This window comes from Pseudomonas sp. S2_H10, assembly GCF_054668285.1.
In genome coordinates, this window is record NZ_CP162754.1 from 1,417,404 (window position 1) to 1,437,450 (window position 20,047).

The window sequence follows — 20,047 nt, forward strand, 5'->3', positions numbered from 1 at the left end:
AAGCGATAAATAACCATGACTACAGGCAGTGCTCTGTACATCCCGCCTTACAAGGCAGACGACCAGGATGTGGTCGTCGAACTGAACAACCGTTTTGGCCCCGAGGCGTTCACCGCCCAGGCTACCCGCACCGGCATGCCGGTGCTTTGGGTTGCCCGCGCCAGACTCGTCGAAGTCCTGACTTTCCTGCGCAACCTGCCCAAGCCGTACGTCATGCTCTATGACCTGCACGGCGTGGACGAGCGTCTGCGCACCAAGCGTCAAGGGCTGCCAAGCGGCGTCGACTTCTCCGTGTTCTATCACCTGATGTCGATCGAACGTAATAGTGACGTAATGATCAAGGTCGCCTTGTCCGAAAGCGACCTCAGCCTGCCGACCGTCACCAGCATCTGGCCGAACGCCAACTGGTACGAGCGTGAAGTCTGGGACATGTTCGGCATCGACTTCAAAGGCCACCCGCACCTGTCGCGCATCATGATGCCGCCGACCTGGGAAGGGCACCCGCTGCGCAAGGATTTCCCGGCGCGCGCCACCGAGTTCGACCCGTTCACCCTGAACCTGGCCAAGCAGCAGCTCGAAGAAGAGTCCGCGCGCTTCAAGCCGGAAGACTGGGGCATGAAGCGTTCCGGCCCGAACGAGGACTACATGTTCCTCAACCTCGGCCCGAACCACCCGTCCGCGCACGGTGCGTTCCGCATCATCCTGCAGCTGGACGGTGAAGAGATCGTCGATTGCGTACCGGACGTCGGTTACCACCACCGTGGTGCCGAGAAGATGGCCGAGCGTCAGTCTTGGCACAGCTTCATCCCGTACACCGACCGTATCGACTACCTCGGCGGCGTGATGAACAACCTGCCATACGTGCTCTCGGTCGAGAAGCTGGCCGGCATCAAGGTGCCCGAGAAGGTCGACGTCATCCGCATCATGATGGCCGAGTTCTTCCGGATCACCAGCCACCTGCTGTTCCTGGGTACCTACATCCAGGACGTCGGCGCCATGACCCCGGTGTTCTTCACCTTCACCGACCGCCAGCGTGCGTACACGGTGATCGAAGCCATTACCGGTTTCCGTCTGCACCCGGCCTGGTACCGCATCGGTGGCGTCGCCCACGACCTGCCGCGCGGCTGGGAAAAACTGGTCAAGGACTTCGTCGAGTGGATGCCCAAGCGTCTGGACGAATACCAGAAAGCCGCACTGGACAACAGCATCCTGCGTGGCCGCACCATCGGCGTCGCCGACTACAACACCAAAGAGGCCCTGGAATGGGGCGTCACCGGTGCCGGCCTGCGTTCGACCGGTTGCGATTTCGACCTGCGTAAAGCGCGCCCGTACTCGGGTTACGAGAACTTCGAATTCGAAGTGCCGCTGGCCGCCAATGGCGATGCCTACGACCGCTGCATCGTGCGTGTCGAGGAGATGCGCCAGAGCATCAGGATCATCGACCAGTGCCTGCGCAACATGCCGGAAGGCCCGTACAAGGCGGATCACCCGCTGACCACGCCGCCACCGAAAGAGCGCACCCTGCAGCACATCGAAACCTTGATCACGCACTTCCTGCAAGTTTCGTGGGGCCCGGTCATGCCGGCCAACGAATCCTTCCAGATGATCGAAGCGACCAAGGGCATCAACAGTTATTACCTGACGAGCGATGGCGGCACCATGAGCTACCGCACCCGGATTCGCACCCCAAGCTTCCCGCACCTGCAGCAGATCCCTTCGGTGATCAAAGGCAGCATGGTCGCGGACTTGATTGCGTACCTGGGTAGTATCGATTTCGTTATGGCCGACGTGGACCGCTAAGCATGAACAGCACGCTTATCCAGACAGACCGTTTCACCCTGAGTGAAACCGAGCGCTCGGCCATCGAGCACGAGCTGCATCACTACGAAGACCCGCGCGCGGCGTCGATCGAAGCCCTGAAGATCGTCCAGAAGGAACGTGGCTGGGTGCCGGACGGTGCCTTGTACGCCATCGGCGAAATCCTCGGCATCCCGGCCAGCGACGTAGAAGGCGTGGCTACTTTCTATAGCCAGATCTTCCGCCAGCCGGTCGGCCGCCACATCATTCGCGTCTGCGACAGCATGGTCTGCTACATCGGCGGCCACGAGTCGGTGGTCAGCGAAATCCAGAACAAGCTGGGCATCGGCCTGGGTCAGACCACCACCGACGGTCGTTTCACCCTGCTGCCGGTCTGCTGCCTCGGCAACTGCGACAAGGCGCCGGCGTTGATGATCGATGACGACACTTTCGGTGATGTGCAGCCCGCAGGCGTTGCCAAATTGCTCGAGGGCTACGTATGACCCTGACTTCTTTCGGTCCAGCCAACCGCATCAAGCGTTCGGCCGAGACTCACCCGCTCACCTGGCGTCTGCGTGACGACGGCGAAGCCGTATGGCTCGACGAGTACCAGGCCAAGAACGGGTACGCCGCTGCGCGCAAGGCCTTCGCCGACATGGCTCAGGACGACATCGTCCAGACCGTGAAAGACGCCGGCCTTAAAGGTCGCGGCGGTGCAGGCTTCCCCACTGGCGTGAAGTGGGGCCTGATGCCCAAGGACGAATCCATCAACATCCGCTACCTGCTGTGCAACGCGGATGAAATGGAGCCCAACACCTGGAAAGACCGCATGCTGATGGAGCAACTGCCCCATCTGCTGATCGAAGGCATGCTGATCAGTGCCCGCGCGCTGAAAACCTACCGTGGCTACATCTTCCTGCGTGGCGAGTACACCACCGCCGCCAAGCACCTCAACCGTGCCGTGGAAGAAGCCAAGGCAGCGGGCCTGCTGGGCAAGAACATCCTGGGCAGCGGCTTCGATTTCGAGCTGTTCGTCCACACCGGCGCCGGGCGTTACATCTGCGGTGAAGAAACCGCACTGATCAACTCCCTCGAAGGCCGCCGCGCCAACCCGCGCTCCAAGCCGCCCTTCCCTGCCGCCGTTGGCGTGTGGGGCAAGCCGACTTGCGTGAACAACGTTGAAACCCTGTGCAACGTGCCGGCGATCATCGCCGACGGCGTGGACTGGTACAAATCGTTGGCTCGCGAAGGCAGTGAAGACATGGGCACCAAGCTCATGGGCTTCTCCGGCAAGGTCAAGAACCCTGGTCTGTGGGAACTGCCGTTCGGCGTCACCGGTCGCGAGCTGTTCGAAGACTACGCCGGCGGCATGCGCGACGGTTACAAGCTCAAGGCCTGGCAGCCAGGCGGCGCCGGTACCGGTTTCCTGTTGCCGGAACACCTGGACGCACAAATGTACGCCGGCGGCATCGCCAAGGTGGGCACCCGTATGGGTACCGGCCTGGCCATGGCGGTGGACGACAGCGTCAACATGGTGTCCCTGCTGCGCAACATGGAGCAGTTCTTCGCCCGTGAATCCTGCGGTTTCTGCACCCCGTGCCGCGATGGCTTGCCATGGAGCGTCAAGCTCCTGATGGCCATCGAGAACGGTCAAGGCCAGCCAGGCGACATCGAGACCCTGCTGGGTCTGGTCGGTTTCCTCGGCCCAGGCAAGACCTTCTGTGCTCACGCACCGGGCGCCGTGGAGCCGTTGGGCAGCGCAATCAAATACTTCCGTCCAGAGTTCGAAGCCGGTATCGCGCCTGTCAGCGCCGCCGTCCCGCCTCTGGCAAGGCCGATCGTAGTCGGCGCGTAAACGCTTAAAAAAGCGAAGGGTCCGTGCCCTTCGCTTTTCGTGTGATGACGCCTTTAACGGCTGTGTTGATTCACGCGGATAACAAGATTCCATTAGCCACGCCCGCTGACACCGGGCCAACGAAGAACTTTGAACCATGGCCACTATCCACGTAGACGGCAAAGAGCTCGAAGTCGATGGGGCAGACAACCTGTTACAGGCATGTCTGTCGCTAGGCCTCGATATCCCTTATTTCTGCTGGCACCCTGCCCTGGGCAGCGTTGGCGCTTGCCGCCAGTGCGCGGTCAAGCAGTACACCGACGAGAACGACACCCGTGGTCGCATCGTCATGTCCTGCATGACGCCTGCCACCGACGGCACCTGGATCTCCATCGAAGATGAAGAATCCAAGGCATTCCGCGCCAGCGTTGTTGAATGGTTGATGACCAACCACCCTCACGACTGCCCGGTCTGTGAAGAAGGCGGTCACTGCCACCTGCAAGACATGACGGTAATGACCGGCCACAACGAGCGCCGTTACCGCTTCACCAAGCGTACTCACCAGAACCAGCAACTGGGCCCGTTCATTTCCCACGAAATGAACCGCTGCATCGCTTGCTACCGCTGCGTGCGCTTCTATAAGGATTACGCCGGCGGCACCGACCTCGGTGTATTCGGCGCCCACGACAACGTGTACTTCGGTCGCGTTGAAGACGGCACCCTGGAAAGCGAGTTCTCCGGCAACCTCACCGAGGTCTGCCCGACCGGTGTGTTCACCGACAAGACTCACTCCGAGCGCTACAACCGCAAGTGGGACATGCAGTTCTCGCCGAGCATCTGCCATGGCTGCTCCAGCGGTTGCAACATCTCCCCGGGCGAGCGCTACGGCGAACTGCGTCGCATCGAAAACCGTTTCAACGGTTCGGTGAACCAGTACTTCCTGTGCGACCGCGGCCGTTTCGGCTATGGCTACGTCAACCGCGAAGACCGTCCGCGTCAGCCGTTGCTGGCCAATGGCACCAAGCTGAGCCTCGACGAAGCGCTGGATAAAGCCGCCGACCTGCTGCGCGGTCGCAACATCGTCGGTATCGGTTCGCCTCGCGCCAGCCTCGAAAGCAACTACGCGTTGCGCGAGCTGGTCGGTGCCGAGCACTTCTACTCGGGTATCGAAGCTGCCGAGCTGGAGCGCATCCGTCTGGTCCTGCAGGTGCTCAAAGACAGTCCGCTGCCATTGCCGAACATGCGCGACATCGAAGACCACGACGCCGTGTTCGTCCTCGGTGAAGACCTGACCCAGACTGCTGCGCGCATGGCCCTGTCCCTGCGTCAATCGGTCAAGGGCAAGGCCGAAGACATGGCCGACGCCATGCGCGTCCAGCCTTGGCTCGACGCCGCCGTGAAGAACATCGGTCAGCACGCGCTGAATCCGCTGTTCATCGCCAGCCTGGCTGAAACCAAGCTCGACGACATCGCCGAAGAGTGCGTTCACGCCGCGCCAGACGACCTGGCCCGCATCGGTTTCGCCGTGGCTCACGCCCTCGACGCCAGCGCACCGGCCGTTGAAGGCCTGGACGCTGAAGCCCTCGAGCTGGCCAAGCGCATTGCCGATGCCCTGCTCGCGGCCAAGCGCCCGCTGATCATCGCCGGTACTTCCCTGGGCTCCAAAGCCTTGATCGAAGCCGCCGCGAACATCGCCAAAGCCTTGAAGCTGCGCGAGAAGAACGGTTCCATCAGCCTGATCGTGCCAGAGGCCAACAGCCTCGGCCTGGCCATGCTCGGTGGCGAATCGGTCGACGCCGCGCTGCAAGCCGTGATCGATGGCAAGGCCGACGCTATCGTCGTGCTGGAAAACGATCTGTACACCCGTACCGACAAGGCCAAGGTCGATGCTGCCCTGACCGCCGCCAAAGTGCTGATCGTCGCCGACCATCAGAAGACCGCCACCAGCGATCGCGCGCACCTGGTCCTGCCAGCCGCCAGCTTCGCTGAAGGCGACGGTACCCTGGTCAGCCAGGAAGGCCGCGCCCAGCGCTTCTTCCAGGTCTTCGATCCGAAGTACATGGACGCGAGCATCCTGGTTCACGAAGGCTGGCGCTGGCTGCATGCCCTGCGCGCGACCCTGCTGAACCAGCCGATCGACTGGACCCAACTGGACCACGTCACCGCTGCCGTCGCTTCCAGCACTTCGATCCTGAACCGCATCGTCGACGCCGCACCGTCCGCCGCGTTCCGCATCAAGGGCATGAAACTGGCCCGTGAACCGCTGCGTTACTCCGGTCGTACCGCCATGCGCGCCGACATCAGCGTGCACGAACCGCGTACCCCGCAGGACAAGGACACCGCGTTCGCCTTCTCGATGGAAGGTTACTCGGGTTCGGTTGAACCGCGTCAGCAAGTGCCATTCGCCTGGTCTCCGGGCTGGAACTCGCCGCAAGCCTGGAACAAGTTCCAGGACGAAGTTGGCGGTCACATCCGTGCTGGCGACCCGGGCACCCGCCTGATCGAGAGCACCGGTGACTCGCTGAACTGGTTCGCCAGCGCTCCGCGTGCGTTCAACCCGGCGCCAGGTACCTGGCAGGCCGTGCCGTTCTTCCACCTGCTCGGCAGCGAAGAGAACTCTTCGAAAGCCGCTCCGGTTCAGGAACGCATTCCGGCTGCCTACGTTGCCCTGGCCAAGTCCGAAGCCGATCGCCTCGGTGTCAACGACGGCGCCATGCTGAGCCTGAACGTGGCCGGCCAGACCCTGCGTCTGCCGCTGCGCATCAATGAAGAGCTGGGCGCAGGCCTGGTGGCATTGCCTGCGGGCATCGCCGGCATTCCGCCAGCAATCTTTGGCAAATCCGTTGACGGTCTGCAGGAGGCAGCTCAATGACCTGGTTCACTCCTGAAGTGATCGATGTGATCATCGCGGTCCTCAAGGCCGTGGTGATTCTGCTCGCCGTGGTGGTCTGCGGCGCCCTGCTCAGCTGGGTCGAGCGTCGTTTGCTCGCCCTCTGGCAGGACCGTTACGGTCCGAACCGCGTGGGTCCGTTCGGCGCGTTCCAGATCGCCGCCGACATGATCAAGATGTTCTTCAAGGAAGACTGGACGCCTCCATTCGCCGACAAGATGATCTTCACCCTGGCACCGGTAGTCGCCATGAGCGCCCTGCTGATTGCCTTCGCGATCATCCCGATCACCCCGACCTGGGGTGTGGCGGACCTGAACATCGGCATCCTGTTCTTCTTCGCCATGGCCGGTCTGTCGGTCTACGCGGTGCTGTTCGCCGGCTGGTCGAGCAACAACAAGTTCGCCCTGCTGGGCAGCTTGCGGGCCTCGGCGCAGACCGTGTCGTACGAAGTGTTCATGGGCCTGTCGCTGATGGGCATCGTGATCCAGGTCGGCTCGTTCAACATGCGCGACATCGTCGACTACCAGGCGCAGAACCTGTGGTTCATCATTCCGCAGATCTTCGGTTTCCTGACCTTCTTCATCGCTGGCGTGGCCGTGACTCACCGTCACCCGTTCGACCAGCCGGAAGCGGAACAGGAACTGGCCGACGGTTACCACATTGAATACGCCGGCATGAAATGGGGCATGTTCTTCGTCGGCGAGTACATCGGCATCGTGCTGATCTCGGCGCTGCTGGTGACCTTGTTCTTCGGTGGCTGGCACGGTCCGTTCGGCATCCTGCCGCAGATCCCGTTCATCTGGTTCGCACTGAAAACCGCGTTTTTCATCATGCTGTTCATCCTGCTGCGCGCATCGATCCCGCGCCCACGGTATGACCAGGTGATGGATTTCAGCTGGAAGTTCTGCCTGCCGCTGACCCTCGTCAACATGCTGGTGACCGCTGCGATCGTGTTGCTCAACACGCCCGCCGTCGCGGCTCAGTGAGGATAGAGAATCATGAAGTACATATTTGACATCGTGCATGGCCTCTACACCCAGCTTCGCAGCCTGGTGATGATCTTCGGCCACGCCTTCCGCAAGCGCGACACGCTGCAGTACCCGGAAGAAGCCGTGTACCTGCCGCCGCGCTACCGTGGGCGTATCGTCCTGACCCGCGACCCCGACGGTGAAGAGCGTTGTGTAGCGTGCAACCTGTGTGCCGTGGCGTGCCCGGTCGGTTGCATCTCGCTGCAGAAAGCTGAAACCGAAGACGGTCGCTGGTACCCGGACTTCTTCCGCATCAACTTCTCGCGCTGCATTTTTTGCGGCCTCTGCGAGGAAGCCTGCCCGACCACCGCGATCCAGCTGACGCCGGATTTCGAAATGGCCGAGTTCAAACGTCAGGACCTGGTGTACGAGAAAGAAGATCTGCTGATCTCCGGCCCCGGCAAAAACCCTGATTACAACTTCTATCGTGTTGCAGGTATGGCGATTGCCGGGAAGCCGAAAGGCTCCGCGCAGAATGAAGCCGAACCGATCAACGTGAAGAGCTTGCTGCCTTAAGGAAGAAAGATGGAATTCGCTTTCTATTTCGCATCGGGTATCGCTGTGGTGTCCACGCTTCGCGTGATCACCAACACCAACCCTGTGCACGCCCTGCTCTACCTGATCATTTCGCTGATCGCCGTGGCGATGACGTTCTTCGCCCTCGGCGCACCGTTTGCCGGTGTCCTGGAAGTGATCGCCTACGCTGGCGCCATCATGGTGCTGTTCGTGTTCGTGGTGATGATGCTCAACCTGGGCCCGGCCTCGGTTCAGCAAGAGCGCGCCTGGCTCAAGCCCGGTATCTGGGGCGGCCCGGTCCTGCTCGCCGCCCTGCTGCTGGTTGAACTGCTGTACGTGCTGTTCTCCCACCAGACCGGTGAAGCCGTCGGCCACACCACCGTAGACGCCAAGGCCGTGGGCATCAGCCTGTTCGGTCCTTACCTGCTGGTGGTCGAACTCGCCTCGATGCTGCTGCTCGCCGCAGCCGTCACGGCGTTCCACTTGGGCCGCAACGAAGCCAAGGAGCAATGACGATGCCTGCTATCCCTATGGAGCATGGTCTGGCGGTCGCCGGCATCCTGTTCTGCCTCGGTCTGGTCGGCCTGATGGTCCGCCGCAACATTTTGTTTGTGTTGATGAGTCTTGAAGTGATGATGAACGCCTCTGCACTGGCCTTCATCGTTGCCGGCAGCCGTTGGGCGCAGCCGGATGGACAGATCATGTTCATCCTGGTGATCAGCCTGGCAGCCGCCGAGGCCAGCATCGGCCTGGCGATCCTGTTGCAACTGTATCGCCGCTTCCACACGCTCGATATCGACGCTGCCAGTGAGATGCGCGGATGAACCTACTCTTTCTGACTTTCGTATTCCCTCTCATCGGTTTCCTGCTGCTGTCGTTCTCCCGTGGACGCATCTCGGAAAACCTGGCCGCACTGATCGGCGTGGGTTCCATCGGTCTGTCGGCGATCGTCACCGCCTACGTGATCTGGCAATTCAACGTCGCCCCGCCGGAAGGCGGCCACTACACCCAGGTGTTGTGGCAGTGGATGGCGGTGGAAGGCTTCACGCCGAACTTCGCGCTGTATCTGGACGGCCTGTCCGTGACCATGCTCGGCGTGGTCGTCGGCGTCGGCTTCCTGATCCACCTGTTCGCGTCCTGGTACATGCGTGGTGAAGACGGCTACTCGCGTTTCTTCGCGTACACCAACCTGTTTATCGCCAGCATGCTGTTCCTGGTCCTGGGCGATAACCTGTTGTTCCTGTACTTCGGCTGGGAAGGCGTGGGCCTGTGCTCGTACCTGTTGATCGGTTTCTACTACAGCAACCGCAACAACGGTAACGCGGCACTCAAGGCCTTCATCGTGACCCGTATCGGTGACGTGTTCATGGCCATCGGCCTGTTCATTCTGTTTGCCCAACTGGGCACGCTGAACGTCCAGGAACTGCTGGTGCTGGCACCGCAGAAATTCCAGGCCGGCGACTTCTGGATGGTCATGGCCACCCTGATGCTGCTGGGTGGCGCTGTCGGTAAATCCGCGCAACTGCCACTGCAAACCTGGCTGGCGGACGCGATGGCCGGTCCTACCCCGGTTTCGGCACTGATCCACGCCGCAACCATGGTGACCGCAGGCGTCTACCTGATCGCCCGTACCCACGGCCTGTTCACCCTGGCGCCGGAAATCCTGCACCTGGTGGGCCTGGTTGGCGGTGTGACCCTGGTGCTGGCCGGTTTCGCCGCACTGGTCCAGACCGACATCAAGCGTATCCTCGCCTACTCGACCATGAGCCAGATCGGCTACATGTTCCTGGCCCTGGGCGTTGGTGCCTGGGATGGCGCGATCTTCCACCTGATGACCCACGCCTTCTTCAAGGCCCTGCTGTTCCTTGCTTCCGGTGCGGTGATCGTTGCCTGCCACCACGAGCAGAACATCTTCAAGATGGGCGGTCTGTGGAAGAAACTGCCACTGGCCTACGCCAGCTTCATCGTCGGCGGCGCGGCCCTCGCGGCCTTGCCACTGGTCACCGCAGGCTTCTACTCCAAGGACGAAATCCTCTGGGAAGCGTTCGCCAGCGGCAACAACGGTCTGCTCTACGCAGGTCTGGTCGGCGCGTTCATGACCTCGCTGTACACCTTCCGCCTGATCTTCATCGCGTTCCACGGTGAAGCGAAGACCGAAGCCCACGCCGGTCACGGTATCGCCCACTGGCTGCCACTGTCGGTGCTGATCGTATTGTCCACCGCCATCGGCGCGATGATCGTTCCACCGCTGCACGGCGTACTGCCGGAGAGCGTCGGCCATGCCGGCGGCGAAGCCAAGCACAGCCTGGAAATCGCTTCGGGCGCCATCGCCCTGGCCGGTATCCTGCTGGCAGCCTTGCTGTTCCTCGGCAAGCGTCGCTTCGTCACCGCCGTCGCCAACAGCGGCATCGGCCGTTTCCTCTCGGCCTGGTGGTTCGCTGCCTGGGGCTTCGACTGGATCTACGACAAACTGTTCGTCAAGCCGTACCTGGCGATCAGCCACATCCTGCGCAAAGACCCGCTCGACCAGACCATCGGTCTGATCCCGCGCATGGCCAAAGGCGGTCACACCGCCCTGAGCCGTACCGAGACCGGTCAACTGCGTTGGTATGCCGCCTCGATGGCTGCTGGTGCCGTGCTGGTCATTGGCGCCGTCGTGCTGGTAGCGGTCTGATATGAACCTTGCGAATTTGCGAAAGGAAACGAACCCGTCATGATTCTGCCTTGGCTAATCCTGATTCCCTTCATCGGCGGCCTGCTGTGCTGGATGGGTGAGCGCTTCGGCGCCACCCTCCCCCGCTGGATTGCGCTGATCACCATGTCCCTGTTGCTCTCCCTCGGCCTCTGGCTGTGGGCCAACGGTGATTATTCATTTGCCCCGGCGCCTGGCGCCGACCCGACCTGGGCGCTTGAGTTCAAGCACGTCTGGATCCAGCGCTTCGGCATCAACGTGCACCTGGCCCTCGACGGCCTGTCGCTGTTGATGATCATGCTGACCGGTCTGCTGGGTGTGCTCTCGGTACTCTGCTCGTGGAAAGAGATCCAGCGTCACGTGGGCTTCTTCCACCTGAACCTGATGTGGATCCTGGGCGGCGTCGTCGGCGTGTTCCTCGCCCTCGACCTGTTCATGTTCTTCTTCTTCTGGGAAATGATGCTGGTGCCGATGTACTTCCTCATCGCGCTCTGGGGTCACAGTTCTTCGGACGGCAAGAAAACCCGGATCTACGCGGCGACCAAGTTCTTCATCTTCACTCAGGCTTCCGGCCTGATCATGTTGGTGGCGATCCTGGGCCTGGTACTGGTCAACTTCAACGAAACCGGCGTGATTACCTTCAACTACGCCGATCTGTTGAAGACCAAGATGTCGATGACCACCGAGTACATCCTGATGCTCGGCTTCTTCATCGCCTTCGCGGTCAAGCTGCCGGTCGTACCGTTCCACTCCTGGTTGCCTGACGCTCACGCCCAGGCACCGACCGCTGGTTCCGTCGACCTCGCCGGTATCTTGCTGAAGACTGCGGCCTACGGCCTGCTGCGTTTCGCCCTGCCGCTGTTCCCGAATGCCTCGGCCGAGTTCGCGCCGATCGCCATGACCCTGGGTCTTATCGGGATCTTCTACGGTGCGTTCCTGGCGTTCGCGCAAACCGACATCAAGCGTCTGATTGCCTTCTCGTCCGTTTCCCACATGGGCTTCGTACTGATCGGCATCTACTCCGGCAGCCAACTGGCGCTGCAAGGCGCGGTGATGCAGATGCTGGCGCACGGTCTGTCGGCCGCGGCACTGTTTATCCTGAGTGGCCAGCTGTACGAACGCACCCACACCCGCGACATGCGTGAAATGGGTGGCCTGTGGTCGAAGATCGCTTACCTGCCGGCGCTCAGCCTGTTCTTCGCAGCCGCGTCGCTGGGCTTGCCGGGTACCGGTAACTTCGTCGGTGAGTTCCTGATCCTGATCGGCACCTTCCCTGCTGCGCCGTTGGTCACCATCATCGCGACGTCCGGCCTGGTGTTCGGTTCGGTCTACTCGCTGATCATGATCCACCGTGCATACTTCGGCCCGGCCAAATCGGACGCGGTGCTGCATGGCATGGACGGTCGCGAAATGATCATGGTGGTCGGTCTGGCTGCACTGCTGATCTACATCGGCGTGTATCCACAACCGTTCCTCGATACCTCTGCCGCGACGATGCATGGCGTGCAGCAGTGGCTCGGCACCGCCTTCACTCAACTCGCTTCGGCCCGGTAAGAGCGCTATGGAATTCACGACTCAACACTTTATCGCGCTAGCGCCGCTGTTGATTACCAGCCTCACCATTATCGTGGTGATGCTGGCAATCGCCTGGCGCCGCAACCACTCGCAGACCTTCCTGATTTCAGTGGCGGGCCTGAACCTGGCGTTGCTGTCGATCCTGCCAGCCTTGAAGGTCGCGCCATTGGCTGTGACCCCACTGCTGCAAATCGATAGCTTCGCTTGCCTGTACATGGCGCTGATCCTGGTCGCCACCCTCGCCTGTGTCACCCTCGCCCATGCCTACCTCGGCGATGGCGGCACGGGTTACCCGGGCAACCGTGAAGAACTGTACCTGCTGATCCTGATGGCCGCCGCCGGTGGCCTGGTTCTGGTCAGCGCGCAGCACCTGGCCGGGTTGTTCATCGGTCTGGAACTGCTCTCGGTGCCGGTCTACGGTCTGGTGGCCTACGCCTTCTTCAACAAGCGCTCGCTGGAAGCCGGTATCAAGTACATGGTGCTGTCGGCTGCCGGTTCCGCCTTCCTGTTGTTCGGTATGGCGCTGCTGTACGCAGACTCGGGTTCCCTGAGCTTCGTGGGTATCGGTCAGGCGCTGGCGGCCACTGGGCTGCCAAGCTCGCTGGCTCAGCTGGGCCTGGGCATGATGCTGATCGGCCTGGCGTTCAAGCTGTCGCTGGTTCCGTTCCATCTGTGGACTCCAGACGTTTACGAAGGTGCTCCGGCGCCGGTTGCAGCGTTCCTCGCGACCGCTTCCAAGGTTGCCGTGTTCGCCGTGATGGTGCGTCTGTTCCAGATCTCGCCAGCGGCCAGCAGCGGCGTGCTGAGCGACGTGCTGACCATCATCGCCATTGCCTCGATCCTGTTCGGTAACCTGTTGGCCCTGACCCAGAGCAACCTCAAGCGTCTGCTGGGTTACTCGTCCATCGCCCACTTCGGTTACCTGCTGATCGCCCTGGTGGCGAGCAAGGGCCTGGCCGTGGAAGCCATCGGCGTGTACCTGGTCACCTACGTGATCACCAGCCTCGGCGCCTTCGGCGTGATCACCCTGATGTCCTCGCCGTACAAAGGCCGTGACGCGGACGCCCTGTACGAATACCGCGGCCTGTTCTGGCGCCGTCCGTACCTGACCGCCGTACTGACCGTGATGATGCTGTCCCTGGCCGGTATCCCGCTGACCGCGGGCTTCATCGGCAAGTTCTACATCATCGCCACCGGTGTCGAATCGCATCAATGGTGGCTGGTTGGCTCGCTGGTACTGGGCAGCGCCATCGGCGTGTTCTACTACCTGCGCGTCATGGTCACCCTGTACCTGATCGAACCGAACCTGCGTCGCGTCGATGCGCAACTGCACTGGGAACAGAAGGCAGGCGGCGTGATGCTGCTGGCCATCGCCCTGGTCGCGTTCTTCCTCGGCGTCTACCCACAACCGCTGCTGAACCTGGTTCAACAGTCGGGCCTGGTGGGTTGATCGCTTAGGCGACATTCGGCAGTAAACGGAAACGGCACCTTCGGGTGCCGTTTTTTGTGAGGTAATCCTGTTCAGAGAGCCCTACTGCCCTCAATGCCCTCATCGCGGGCAAGCCCGCTCCCACAGGTTATGTGTCGTGCACAAAATTTGTGGTCTCACTCGGTTACTGTGGGAGCGGGCTTGCCCGCGAAGGCGCCGGGACAGACACCAACAAAAACGGCACCTTCCGGTGCCGTTTGCCTTTCACAGTCCAGACACTTTACTTACGCGCATCCGCCCACGATTTCAGCAGCTCGTTGTAGCTCACGGTTTCGCCTTTTGGTTTCTCGTTCTCCAGTTTCGGCTTCGGTGCACCCGGCTGGTCGAACCAGTATTGCGCATCGCGCTCTGGGTTCATTTTCGGCGCGCAGGTGGCTTGTGCCTTGGAGCGTTCCAGACGGGACATGATCGCGTCCTGATCCTTGGCCAGGCCGTCGAGTGCCTGTTGCGGGGTTTTCTCGCCGCTGGCGGCTTCGGCGATGTGGCTCCACCACAGTTGCGCCAGGCGTGGATAGTCCGGCACGTTGGTCCCGGTCGGGGTCCATTGCACGCGGGCCGGGCTGCGGTAGAACTCCACCAGGCCACCGAGCTTCGGTGCCAGGTCGGTCATGGCTTGCGAGTTGATGTCCGATTCACGGATCGGCGTCAGGCCGACAATGGTTTTCTTCAGCGACACGGTTTTCGAAGTCACGAACTGTGCATAGAGCCAGGCTGCGAGTTTCTGCTTCTCAGGGGTGGACTTCATGAAGGTCCAGGAACCCACGTCCTGATAGCCCAGTTTCATCCCCTCCTCCCAGTACGGCCCACGTGGCGACGGCGCCATGCGCCATTTCGGCGTGCCGTCGGCGTTCATCACCGCAAGACCCGGTTTGGTCATGTCGGCGGTGAAGGCGGTGTACCAGAAGATCTGCTGGGCGATGGCGCCTTGGGACGGTACGGGACCCGATTCGGAGAAGGTCATGCCCGCCGCTTCCGGTGGCGCGTACTTCTTCAGCCAGTCGACGTACTTGGTGGTCGCGAACACCGCCGCCGGCCCGTTGGTGTCGCCGCCGCGGGTCACGCTGGAACCCACTGGATGGCAGTCCTCGACGCGAATGCCCCACTCGTCCACCGGCAAGCCGTTGGGGATGCCCTTGTCGCCGCCGCCGGCCATGGAGAACCAGGCGTCGGTGAAGCGCCAGCCCAGGGATGGGTCTTTCTTGCCGTAGTCCATGTGCCCGTAGACACGTTTGCCGTCGATTTCCTTGACGTCCTCGCTGAAGAACTTGGCAATGTCCTCATAGGCTGACCAGTTCACCGGCACGCCCAGCTCATAGCCGTATTTTTCCTTGAACTTGGCCTTGAGGTCCGCGCGCTCGAACCAGTCGGCGCGGAACCAGTACAGGTTGGCGAACTGCTGGTCAGGCAACTGGTAGATCTTGCCGTCCGGCGCGGTGGTGAAGGAGATGCCGATGAAGTCCTTGAGGTCGAGAGTCGGCGAGGTGAAGTCCTTGCCCTCGTTGGCCATCAGGTCGGTGATCGATTCAGTCTTGCCGTAGCGGAAGTGCGTGCCGATCAGGTCCGAGTCGTTGACCCAGCCGTCATAGATGCTCTTGTCCGACTGCATCACGGTCTGCAGCTTTTCCACCACGTCGCCTTCCTGCAGCAGGTCGTGGGTCAGTTTGATCCCGGTGATCTCGGTGAAGGCCTTGGCCAGCACCTTGGACTCATACTCGTGGGTGGCGATGGTTTCCGACACCACCTTGATGTTCATCCCGCGAAACGGCTCCGCCGCCTTGATGAACCATTTCAACTCTTCCAACTGCTGATCGGCCGTCAGGGTGGACGGTTTGAATTCACTGCCGATCCATTTCTTCGCGGCATCTTCGTAGGCATCGGCCCAGGCCGAAGCGCTCAAACCGCTGAGTGCCAGCATGGCTGCCAGTGAAATGCTATGTCGCAGCTTATTGTTTTTGTCGAACATAGAGACCTCCTTTTAGGGTTTCGGAGCAACATTGCCGAGCGATTCGACTAGCCCCAACGCATCACAGCCAACAGCCACACCAGGGACAACGCGAACGCCACCCAGATGCTCCAGTCGGTGACGCCGATTACCAGCAAGTGCAGGTAGGCGCTACCGAGAAGACCGATGAACAAGCGATCGCCACGGGTGGTGGCAATCGGCAGAAAACCACGCCGAAGGATGCTCGGCGAACGCAACTCCCAAGTGGTCATGACCACCAGGATCAGGGCAATCACACTGAAGAATGCCGCCGTGGGGACGGTCCAGCTCATCCATTCCATCATCAGTTCCTCATACCCGGCCCAGGGCAAAGCCCTTGGCCACGTGGTTGCGAACAAACCAGATCACCAGCATGCCCGGCAGGATGGTCAACACCCCCGCCGCCGCCAGCACGCCCCAGTCGATGCCCGACGCCGAAACCGTACGGGTCATCACCGCGGCGATCGGCTTGGCATTCACCGAAGTCAGTGTTCGTGCCAGCAGCAGTTCGACCCAGGAAAACATGAAGCAGAAAAACGCCGTCACCCCGATGCCGGAGCCGATCAAGGGGATGAAGATCTTCACGAAGAACTTGGGGAAACTGTAGCCGTCGATGTAGGCCGTTTCGTCGATTTCCTTGGGCACGCCGGACATGAAGCCTTCGAGAATCCACACTGCCAGCGGCACGTTGAACAAGCAGTGAGCCAGGGCCACGGCGATGTGGGTGTCGAACAGCCCGATCGAGGAATACAGCTGGAAGAACGGCAGCAGGAACACCGCCGGTGGCGCCATGCGGTTGGTCAGCAGCCAGAAGAACAGGTGCTTGTCGCCCAGGAAGCGATAGCGCGAGAAGGCATAGGCCGCCGGCAGCGCCACGGTCAGGGAAATGATCGTGTTCAGGCTCACGTAGTACGCCGAGTTGATGTAGCCGGTGTACCAGCTTGGGTCGGTGAAGATCACCTTGTAGTTGGCCAGGGTGAAATCCTGTGGGAAAAGCGTCAGGCCGCCGAGGATTTCGGTGTTGCTCTTGAAGGACATGTTCAGCAGCCAATAGATCGGCACCAGCAGGAACAGGATGTAGAGCAGCAACGGGATAAGTTTTCTTTTGCTCATGGCGCGGGCCTCAACGGTTGGCGTCAGAGTGAGTCATGGCGGTGTAGAACAGCCAGGACACCAACAGGATGATCAGGAAGTACACCAGCGAGAACGCCGCTGCCGGCCCCAGGTCGAATTGCCCTACGGCCATCTGGGTCAAGGTCTGACTGAGGAAGGTCGTGGCATTGCCCGGACCGCCGCCCGTGAGCACGAACGGCTCGGTGTAGATCATGAAACTGTCCATGAAACGCAACATCACGGCGATCAGCAGCACACTCTTGAGCTTGGGCAGCTGGATATGCCGGAACACCGCCCAGGCCGAAGCACGGTCGATGCGCGCCGCCTGGTAATACACATCCGGAATCGCCCGCAACCCGGAGAAGCACAACAGCGCCACCAGCGAGGTCCAGTGCCAGACGTCCATGATCAGCACGGTGACCCAGGCGTCCATGGTGTTCGCCGCATAGTTGTAGTTGATGCCCATGGCCTTGAGGCTCGCCCCCAGCAGACCGATGTCGGCGCGGCCGAAGATCTGCCAGATGGTGCCGACCACGTTCCACGGGATCAGCAGCGGGATAGCCAGGACGATCAACACCACCGAAGACCAGCGCCCCTTGGTCGGCATGGTCAGGGCGATGGCGATGCCCAGGGGAATTTCGATCAGCAGCACACAGGCCGAATAGATGAACTGGCGCAGCAACGAGTCATGCAGGCGCGGATCGAGCAGCACCTGCTTGTACCAATCGGCGCCGACAAAATAGCGGCTGGACTGGTCGAAGATGTCCTGCACCGAATAGTTGACCACGGTCATCATCGGGATCACCGCACTGAACGCCACCAGCAGGAACACCGGCAACACCAGCCACCAGGCCTTGTTGTTCTGCACCTTGTTCATGGCTGCACCTCGGTATTGGCCTGGGCTTCCAGGAGGAATTCGTCGGCGTAGACCATCAGCCACTGCGCCGGGAAACTGATGTAGGCCGTGCCTTGCGGCACCGGTTTGTCTTCGGCCAGGCGCACCTTCAGGGTGGCGCCATCGAGGTTGAGGGTCATGATCTTGTAGGTGCCCAGGTCTTCGACGTGTACGACCTGTGCCCGCAGCGCGTCATCAAAGGCTTCATCCCACACATGGATGAACTCCGGACGAATGCCGACCTTCAGGGTTTTCCATCCGGACTCGGCGATACGCTGTTGCATGGCCTCGGACAGCGGCAGATGGGTCGAGGCGAACCCGACACCCCCCGGTTGCGGCTGCACCTCGATCAGGTTCATCCCCGGGCTGCCGATGAAGTAGCCGACAAAGGTGTGGCTCGGCCGCTCGAACAACTCCCTTGGCGTGCCGAACTGCACGATCTGCCCGCCGTACATCACCGCAATCTTGTCGGCGAAGGTCGAGGCTTCGAGCTGATCGTGGGTGACGTAGACCATGGTGATGTTGAACTGTTCGTGAATCTGCTTGAGCTTGCGCCGCAGCTTCCACTTCAGGTGCGGGTCGATCACCGTCAGCGGCTCGTCGAACAGGATCGCCGAGACGTCGTCACGCACCAGCCCACGGCCCATGGAGACTTTCTGCTTTTCATCGGCGGTGAGGTTGCGCGCCTTTTTGCTCAGCAGGTTCTGCAGGTCGAGTACTTCGGCGATTTCCTGCACCTTGGTATGGATTCTTGCCTCCGCCATGCCCTGGTTGCGCAGCGGGAAGGCCAGGTTGTCGAACACCGTCATGGTGTCGTAGACCACCGGAAACTGGAAAACCTGGGCGATGTTGCGCTTCTCCGGGGTCAGGTCGTTGACCGCTTTGCCGTCGAACAACACATGGCCCTGGGACGGGCTGAGCAGCCCGGAAATGATGTTGAGCAAGGTCGACTTGCCGCAACCCGATGGCCCCAGCAACGCATAGGCGCCACCCTGCTCCCAGATGTGGTCCATCTCGCGGATCGCGTAGTCCTCAGGTCCCGCCGGGGTCTTGGTGTAGCTGTGGGCGAGGTTCTGCAATCGGATTTCGGCCATCAGGCAACCCTCGCGACACGCCGGCCCGGCGCCTGGACCAGCCGCCCCTGCGTATCGAACACAAACAGTTTATGGGTCGGGATGTAGATGCGGATCGGCGCATCGACGTCGTATTCGTGAACACCGGGCAAGTGCAGCACCAGCAGGAAATGCTCGTTGCGCACATGCAGGAAGGTTTCCGAGCCGCTGATTTCGGCGACCTCGACGGTCACCGCCAGTTCGAGGTCATCGTCATTGCTCGGCACCAGCGAGATATGACTGGGCCGCACGCCGAAACGGAATTCGCCCTCGCCCACCGGGCGCAAGTCGACGTTCAGCGGAAAGTGCACGAAGTTGGCGAAACTCACTTCGTTGCCGGCAATGCGCCCCGGCATCAGGTTGATCGGCGGCTCGGAGAACAGCTCGGCCGCCAACACCGTTTGCGGCTGGTGATAGACCGCTGAAGACTGCCCGCTCTGGATCACCCGGCCTTCGTGAAGAATGGTCGTGGTGCCGCCCAGGGCCAGGGCTTCGTTGGGTTCGGTGGTGGCGTAGATAGCGATGGTGTGGCGCGCCTTGAACAGCTCGCGCATTTCCTGGCGCAGTTCTTCGCGCAACTTGTAGTCGAGGTTGACCAGCGGCTCGTCGAACAGGATCAGTTCGGCATCCTTGACCAGCGCCCGGGCCATGGCCGTGCGTTGTTGCTGGCCACCGGAAAGCTCCAGCGGATAGCGTTTGAGAAACTTCTCGATGCGCAGCATCTTCGCGGTTTCCAGCACCTTGCTCTGGATCATCTCGCTGGATACACCGGCCTGACGCAACGGCGAGGCGATGTTCTCGAACACCGTCATGGTCGGGTAGTTGATGAACTGCTGATAAACCATCGACACGTTGCGCAGGCGCACCGGGCGTTGGGTGACGTCGACGCCGTTCATCAGGATGCGCCCGCTGTCGGGCTTGTCCAGACCGGCCATCAGGCGCATCAGGCTGGTTTTGCCGGACAGGGTGCGCCCCAGCAAAACGTTGAAGGAACCGGGTTCGAAACTCAGGTTGGCATCGTCGATCCAGGTCTGGCCCTCGACGGTGCGGCTGACGTGCTCCAGGGTGAGTGACATGGCTCGGCCTTTTTATTATTGGAGTCAAGCGACCGGAGCGATAAAGCGA

17 protein-coding genes are annotated in these 20,047 nt (G+C 61.3%); 11 read left to right on the forward strand and 6 right to left on the reverse strand.

The window, feature by feature from the left end; genetic code table 11:
- The first annotated feature begins 15 nt into the window (after positions 1–15).
- The 11 genes from nuoC to nuoN all read left to right on the forward strand — a co-directional run bounded on the left by nuoC (position 16) and on the right by nuoN (position 13,782).
- A complete protein-coding gene (nuoC, locus tag AB4O16_RS06280) occupies positions 16–1,800 on the forward strand; it encodes an NADH-quinone oxidoreductase subunit C/D (RefSeq protein ID WP_460157319.1) in 1,785 nt (594 codons plus the stop codon).
- A 2-nt stretch (positions 1,801–1,802) separates the two neighbouring features.
- Positions 1,803–2,300, forward strand: coding sequence for an NADH-quinone oxidoreductase subunit NuoE (gene nuoE, locus AB4O16_RS06285; RefSeq protein ID WP_129394523.1), 498 nt, complete (start codon positions 1,803–1,805; stop codon positions 2,298–2,300).
- Positions 2,297–3,652, forward strand: a complete 1,356-nt coding sequence (gene nuoF / locus AB4O16_RS06290) for an NADH-quinone oxidoreductase subunit NuoF (RefSeq protein ID WP_160390010.1) — start codon at positions 2,297–2,299, stop codon at positions 3,650–3,652. The genes nuoE and nuoF overlap by 4 nt, the downstream gene beginning before the upstream one ends.
- Positions 3,653–3,788: 136 nt before the next feature.
- On the forward strand, positions 3,789–6,503 hold the full coding sequence (gene nuoG, locus AB4O16_RS06295) for an NADH-quinone oxidoreductase subunit NuoG (protein WP_460157320.1): 2,715 nt from the start codon (positions 3,789–3,791) through the stop codon (positions 6,501–6,503).
- The gene (gene nuoH / locus AB4O16_RS06300) at positions 6,500–7,507 is read left to right on the forward strand and encodes an NADH-quinone oxidoreductase subunit NuoH (protein WP_160390008.1); all 1,008 of its coding nucleotides are present in this window, start codon (positions 6,500–6,502) and stop codon (positions 7,505–7,507) included. The genes nuoG and nuoH overlap by 4 nt, the downstream gene beginning before the upstream one ends.
- Positions 7,508–7,519: 12 nt before the next feature.
- On the forward strand, positions 7,520–8,065 hold the full coding sequence (gene nuoI, locus AB4O16_RS06305; RefSeq protein ID WP_178120804.1) for an NADH-quinone oxidoreductase subunit NuoI: 546 nt from the start codon (positions 7,520–7,522) through the stop codon (positions 8,063–8,065).
- A 9-nt stretch (positions 8,066–8,074) separates the two neighbouring features.
- Positions 8,075–8,578, forward strand: coding sequence for an NADH-quinone oxidoreductase subunit J (gene nuoJ / locus AB4O16_RS06310; RefSeq protein WP_160390007.1), 504 nt, complete (start codon positions 8,075–8,077; stop codon positions 8,576–8,578).
- Positions 8,579–8,580: 2 nt separating this feature from the next.
- Positions 8,581–8,889: an NADH-quinone oxidoreductase subunit NuoK gene (gene nuoK, locus AB4O16_RS06315; protein WP_007946416.1), complete on the forward strand. Its 309-nt coding sequence runs from the start codon at positions 8,581–8,583 to the stop codon at positions 8,887–8,889.
- Positions 8,886–10,739 (forward strand): NADH-quinone oxidoreductase subunit L, encoded by a 1,854-nt coding sequence (nuoL, locus tag AB4O16_RS06320; protein WP_160390006.1) that lies wholly within the window; start codon positions 8,886–8,888, stop codon positions 10,737–10,739. Before nuoK ends, nuoL begins: the two co-directional genes overlap by 4 nt.
- A gap of 39 nt (positions 10,740–10,778) precedes the next feature.
- Entirely contained in the window at positions 10,779–12,311 is a 1,533-nt protein-coding gene (gene nuoM / locus AB4O16_RS06325; protein ID WP_460157321.1) for an NADH-quinone oxidoreductase subunit M, read from the forward strand.
- A gap of 7 nt (positions 12,312–12,318) precedes the next feature.
- Positions 12,319–13,782 (forward strand): NADH-quinone oxidoreductase subunit NuoN, encoded by a 1,464-nt coding sequence (gene nuoN / locus AB4O16_RS06330; protein WP_160390004.1) that lies wholly within the window; start codon positions 12,319–12,321, stop codon positions 13,780–13,782.
- A 259-nt stretch (positions 13,783–14,041) separates the two neighbouring features.
- Here the strand turns inward: nuoN and AB4O16_RS06335 are convergent, their stop codons facing one another.
- The 6 genes from AB4O16_RS06335 to AB4O16_RS06360 are packed head-to-tail and all read right to left on the reverse strand — an operon-like array spanning position 14,042 to position 19,998.
- Positions 14,042–15,784 carry an ABC transporter substrate-binding protein gene (locus AB4O16_RS06335; RefSeq protein WP_160390003.1) on the reverse strand — a complete coding sequence of 581 codons (1,743 nt, stop codon included), beginning with the start codon at positions 15,782–15,784 and terminating at the stop codon, positions 14,042–14,044.
- Between the two features lie 47 nt (positions 15,785–15,831).
- Entirely contained in the window at positions 15,832–16,104 is a 273-nt protein-coding gene (locus tag AB4O16_RS06340) for a DUF2160 domain-containing protein (protein ID WP_103395750.1), read from the reverse strand.
- A gap of 10 nt (positions 16,105–16,114) precedes the next feature.
- On the reverse strand, positions 16,115–16,915 hold the full coding sequence (locus AB4O16_RS06345; RefSeq protein ID WP_110662253.1) for a carbohydrate ABC transporter permease: 801 nt from the start codon (positions 16,913–16,915) through the stop codon (positions 16,115–16,117).
- Positions 16,916–16,925: 10 nt separating this feature from the next.
- Positions 16,926–17,792 (reverse strand): carbohydrate ABC transporter permease, encoded by an 867-nt coding sequence (locus AB4O16_RS06350; protein WP_103395468.1) that lies wholly within the window; start codon positions 17,790–17,792, stop codon positions 16,926–16,928.
- A complete protein-coding gene (locus AB4O16_RS06355) occupies positions 17,789–18,904 on the reverse strand; it encodes an ABC transporter ATP-binding protein (RefSeq protein WP_160390002.1) in 1,116 nt (371 codons plus the stop codon). Before AB4O16_RS06355 ends, AB4O16_RS06350 begins: the two co-directional genes overlap by 4 nt.
- Entirely contained in the window at positions 18,904–19,998 is a 1,095-nt protein-coding gene (locus AB4O16_RS06360) for an ABC transporter ATP-binding protein (protein ID WP_160390001.1), read from the reverse strand. The genes AB4O16_RS06355 and AB4O16_RS06360 overlap by 1 nt, the downstream gene beginning before the upstream one ends.
- Positions 19,999–20,047 lie beyond the last annotated feature (49 nt).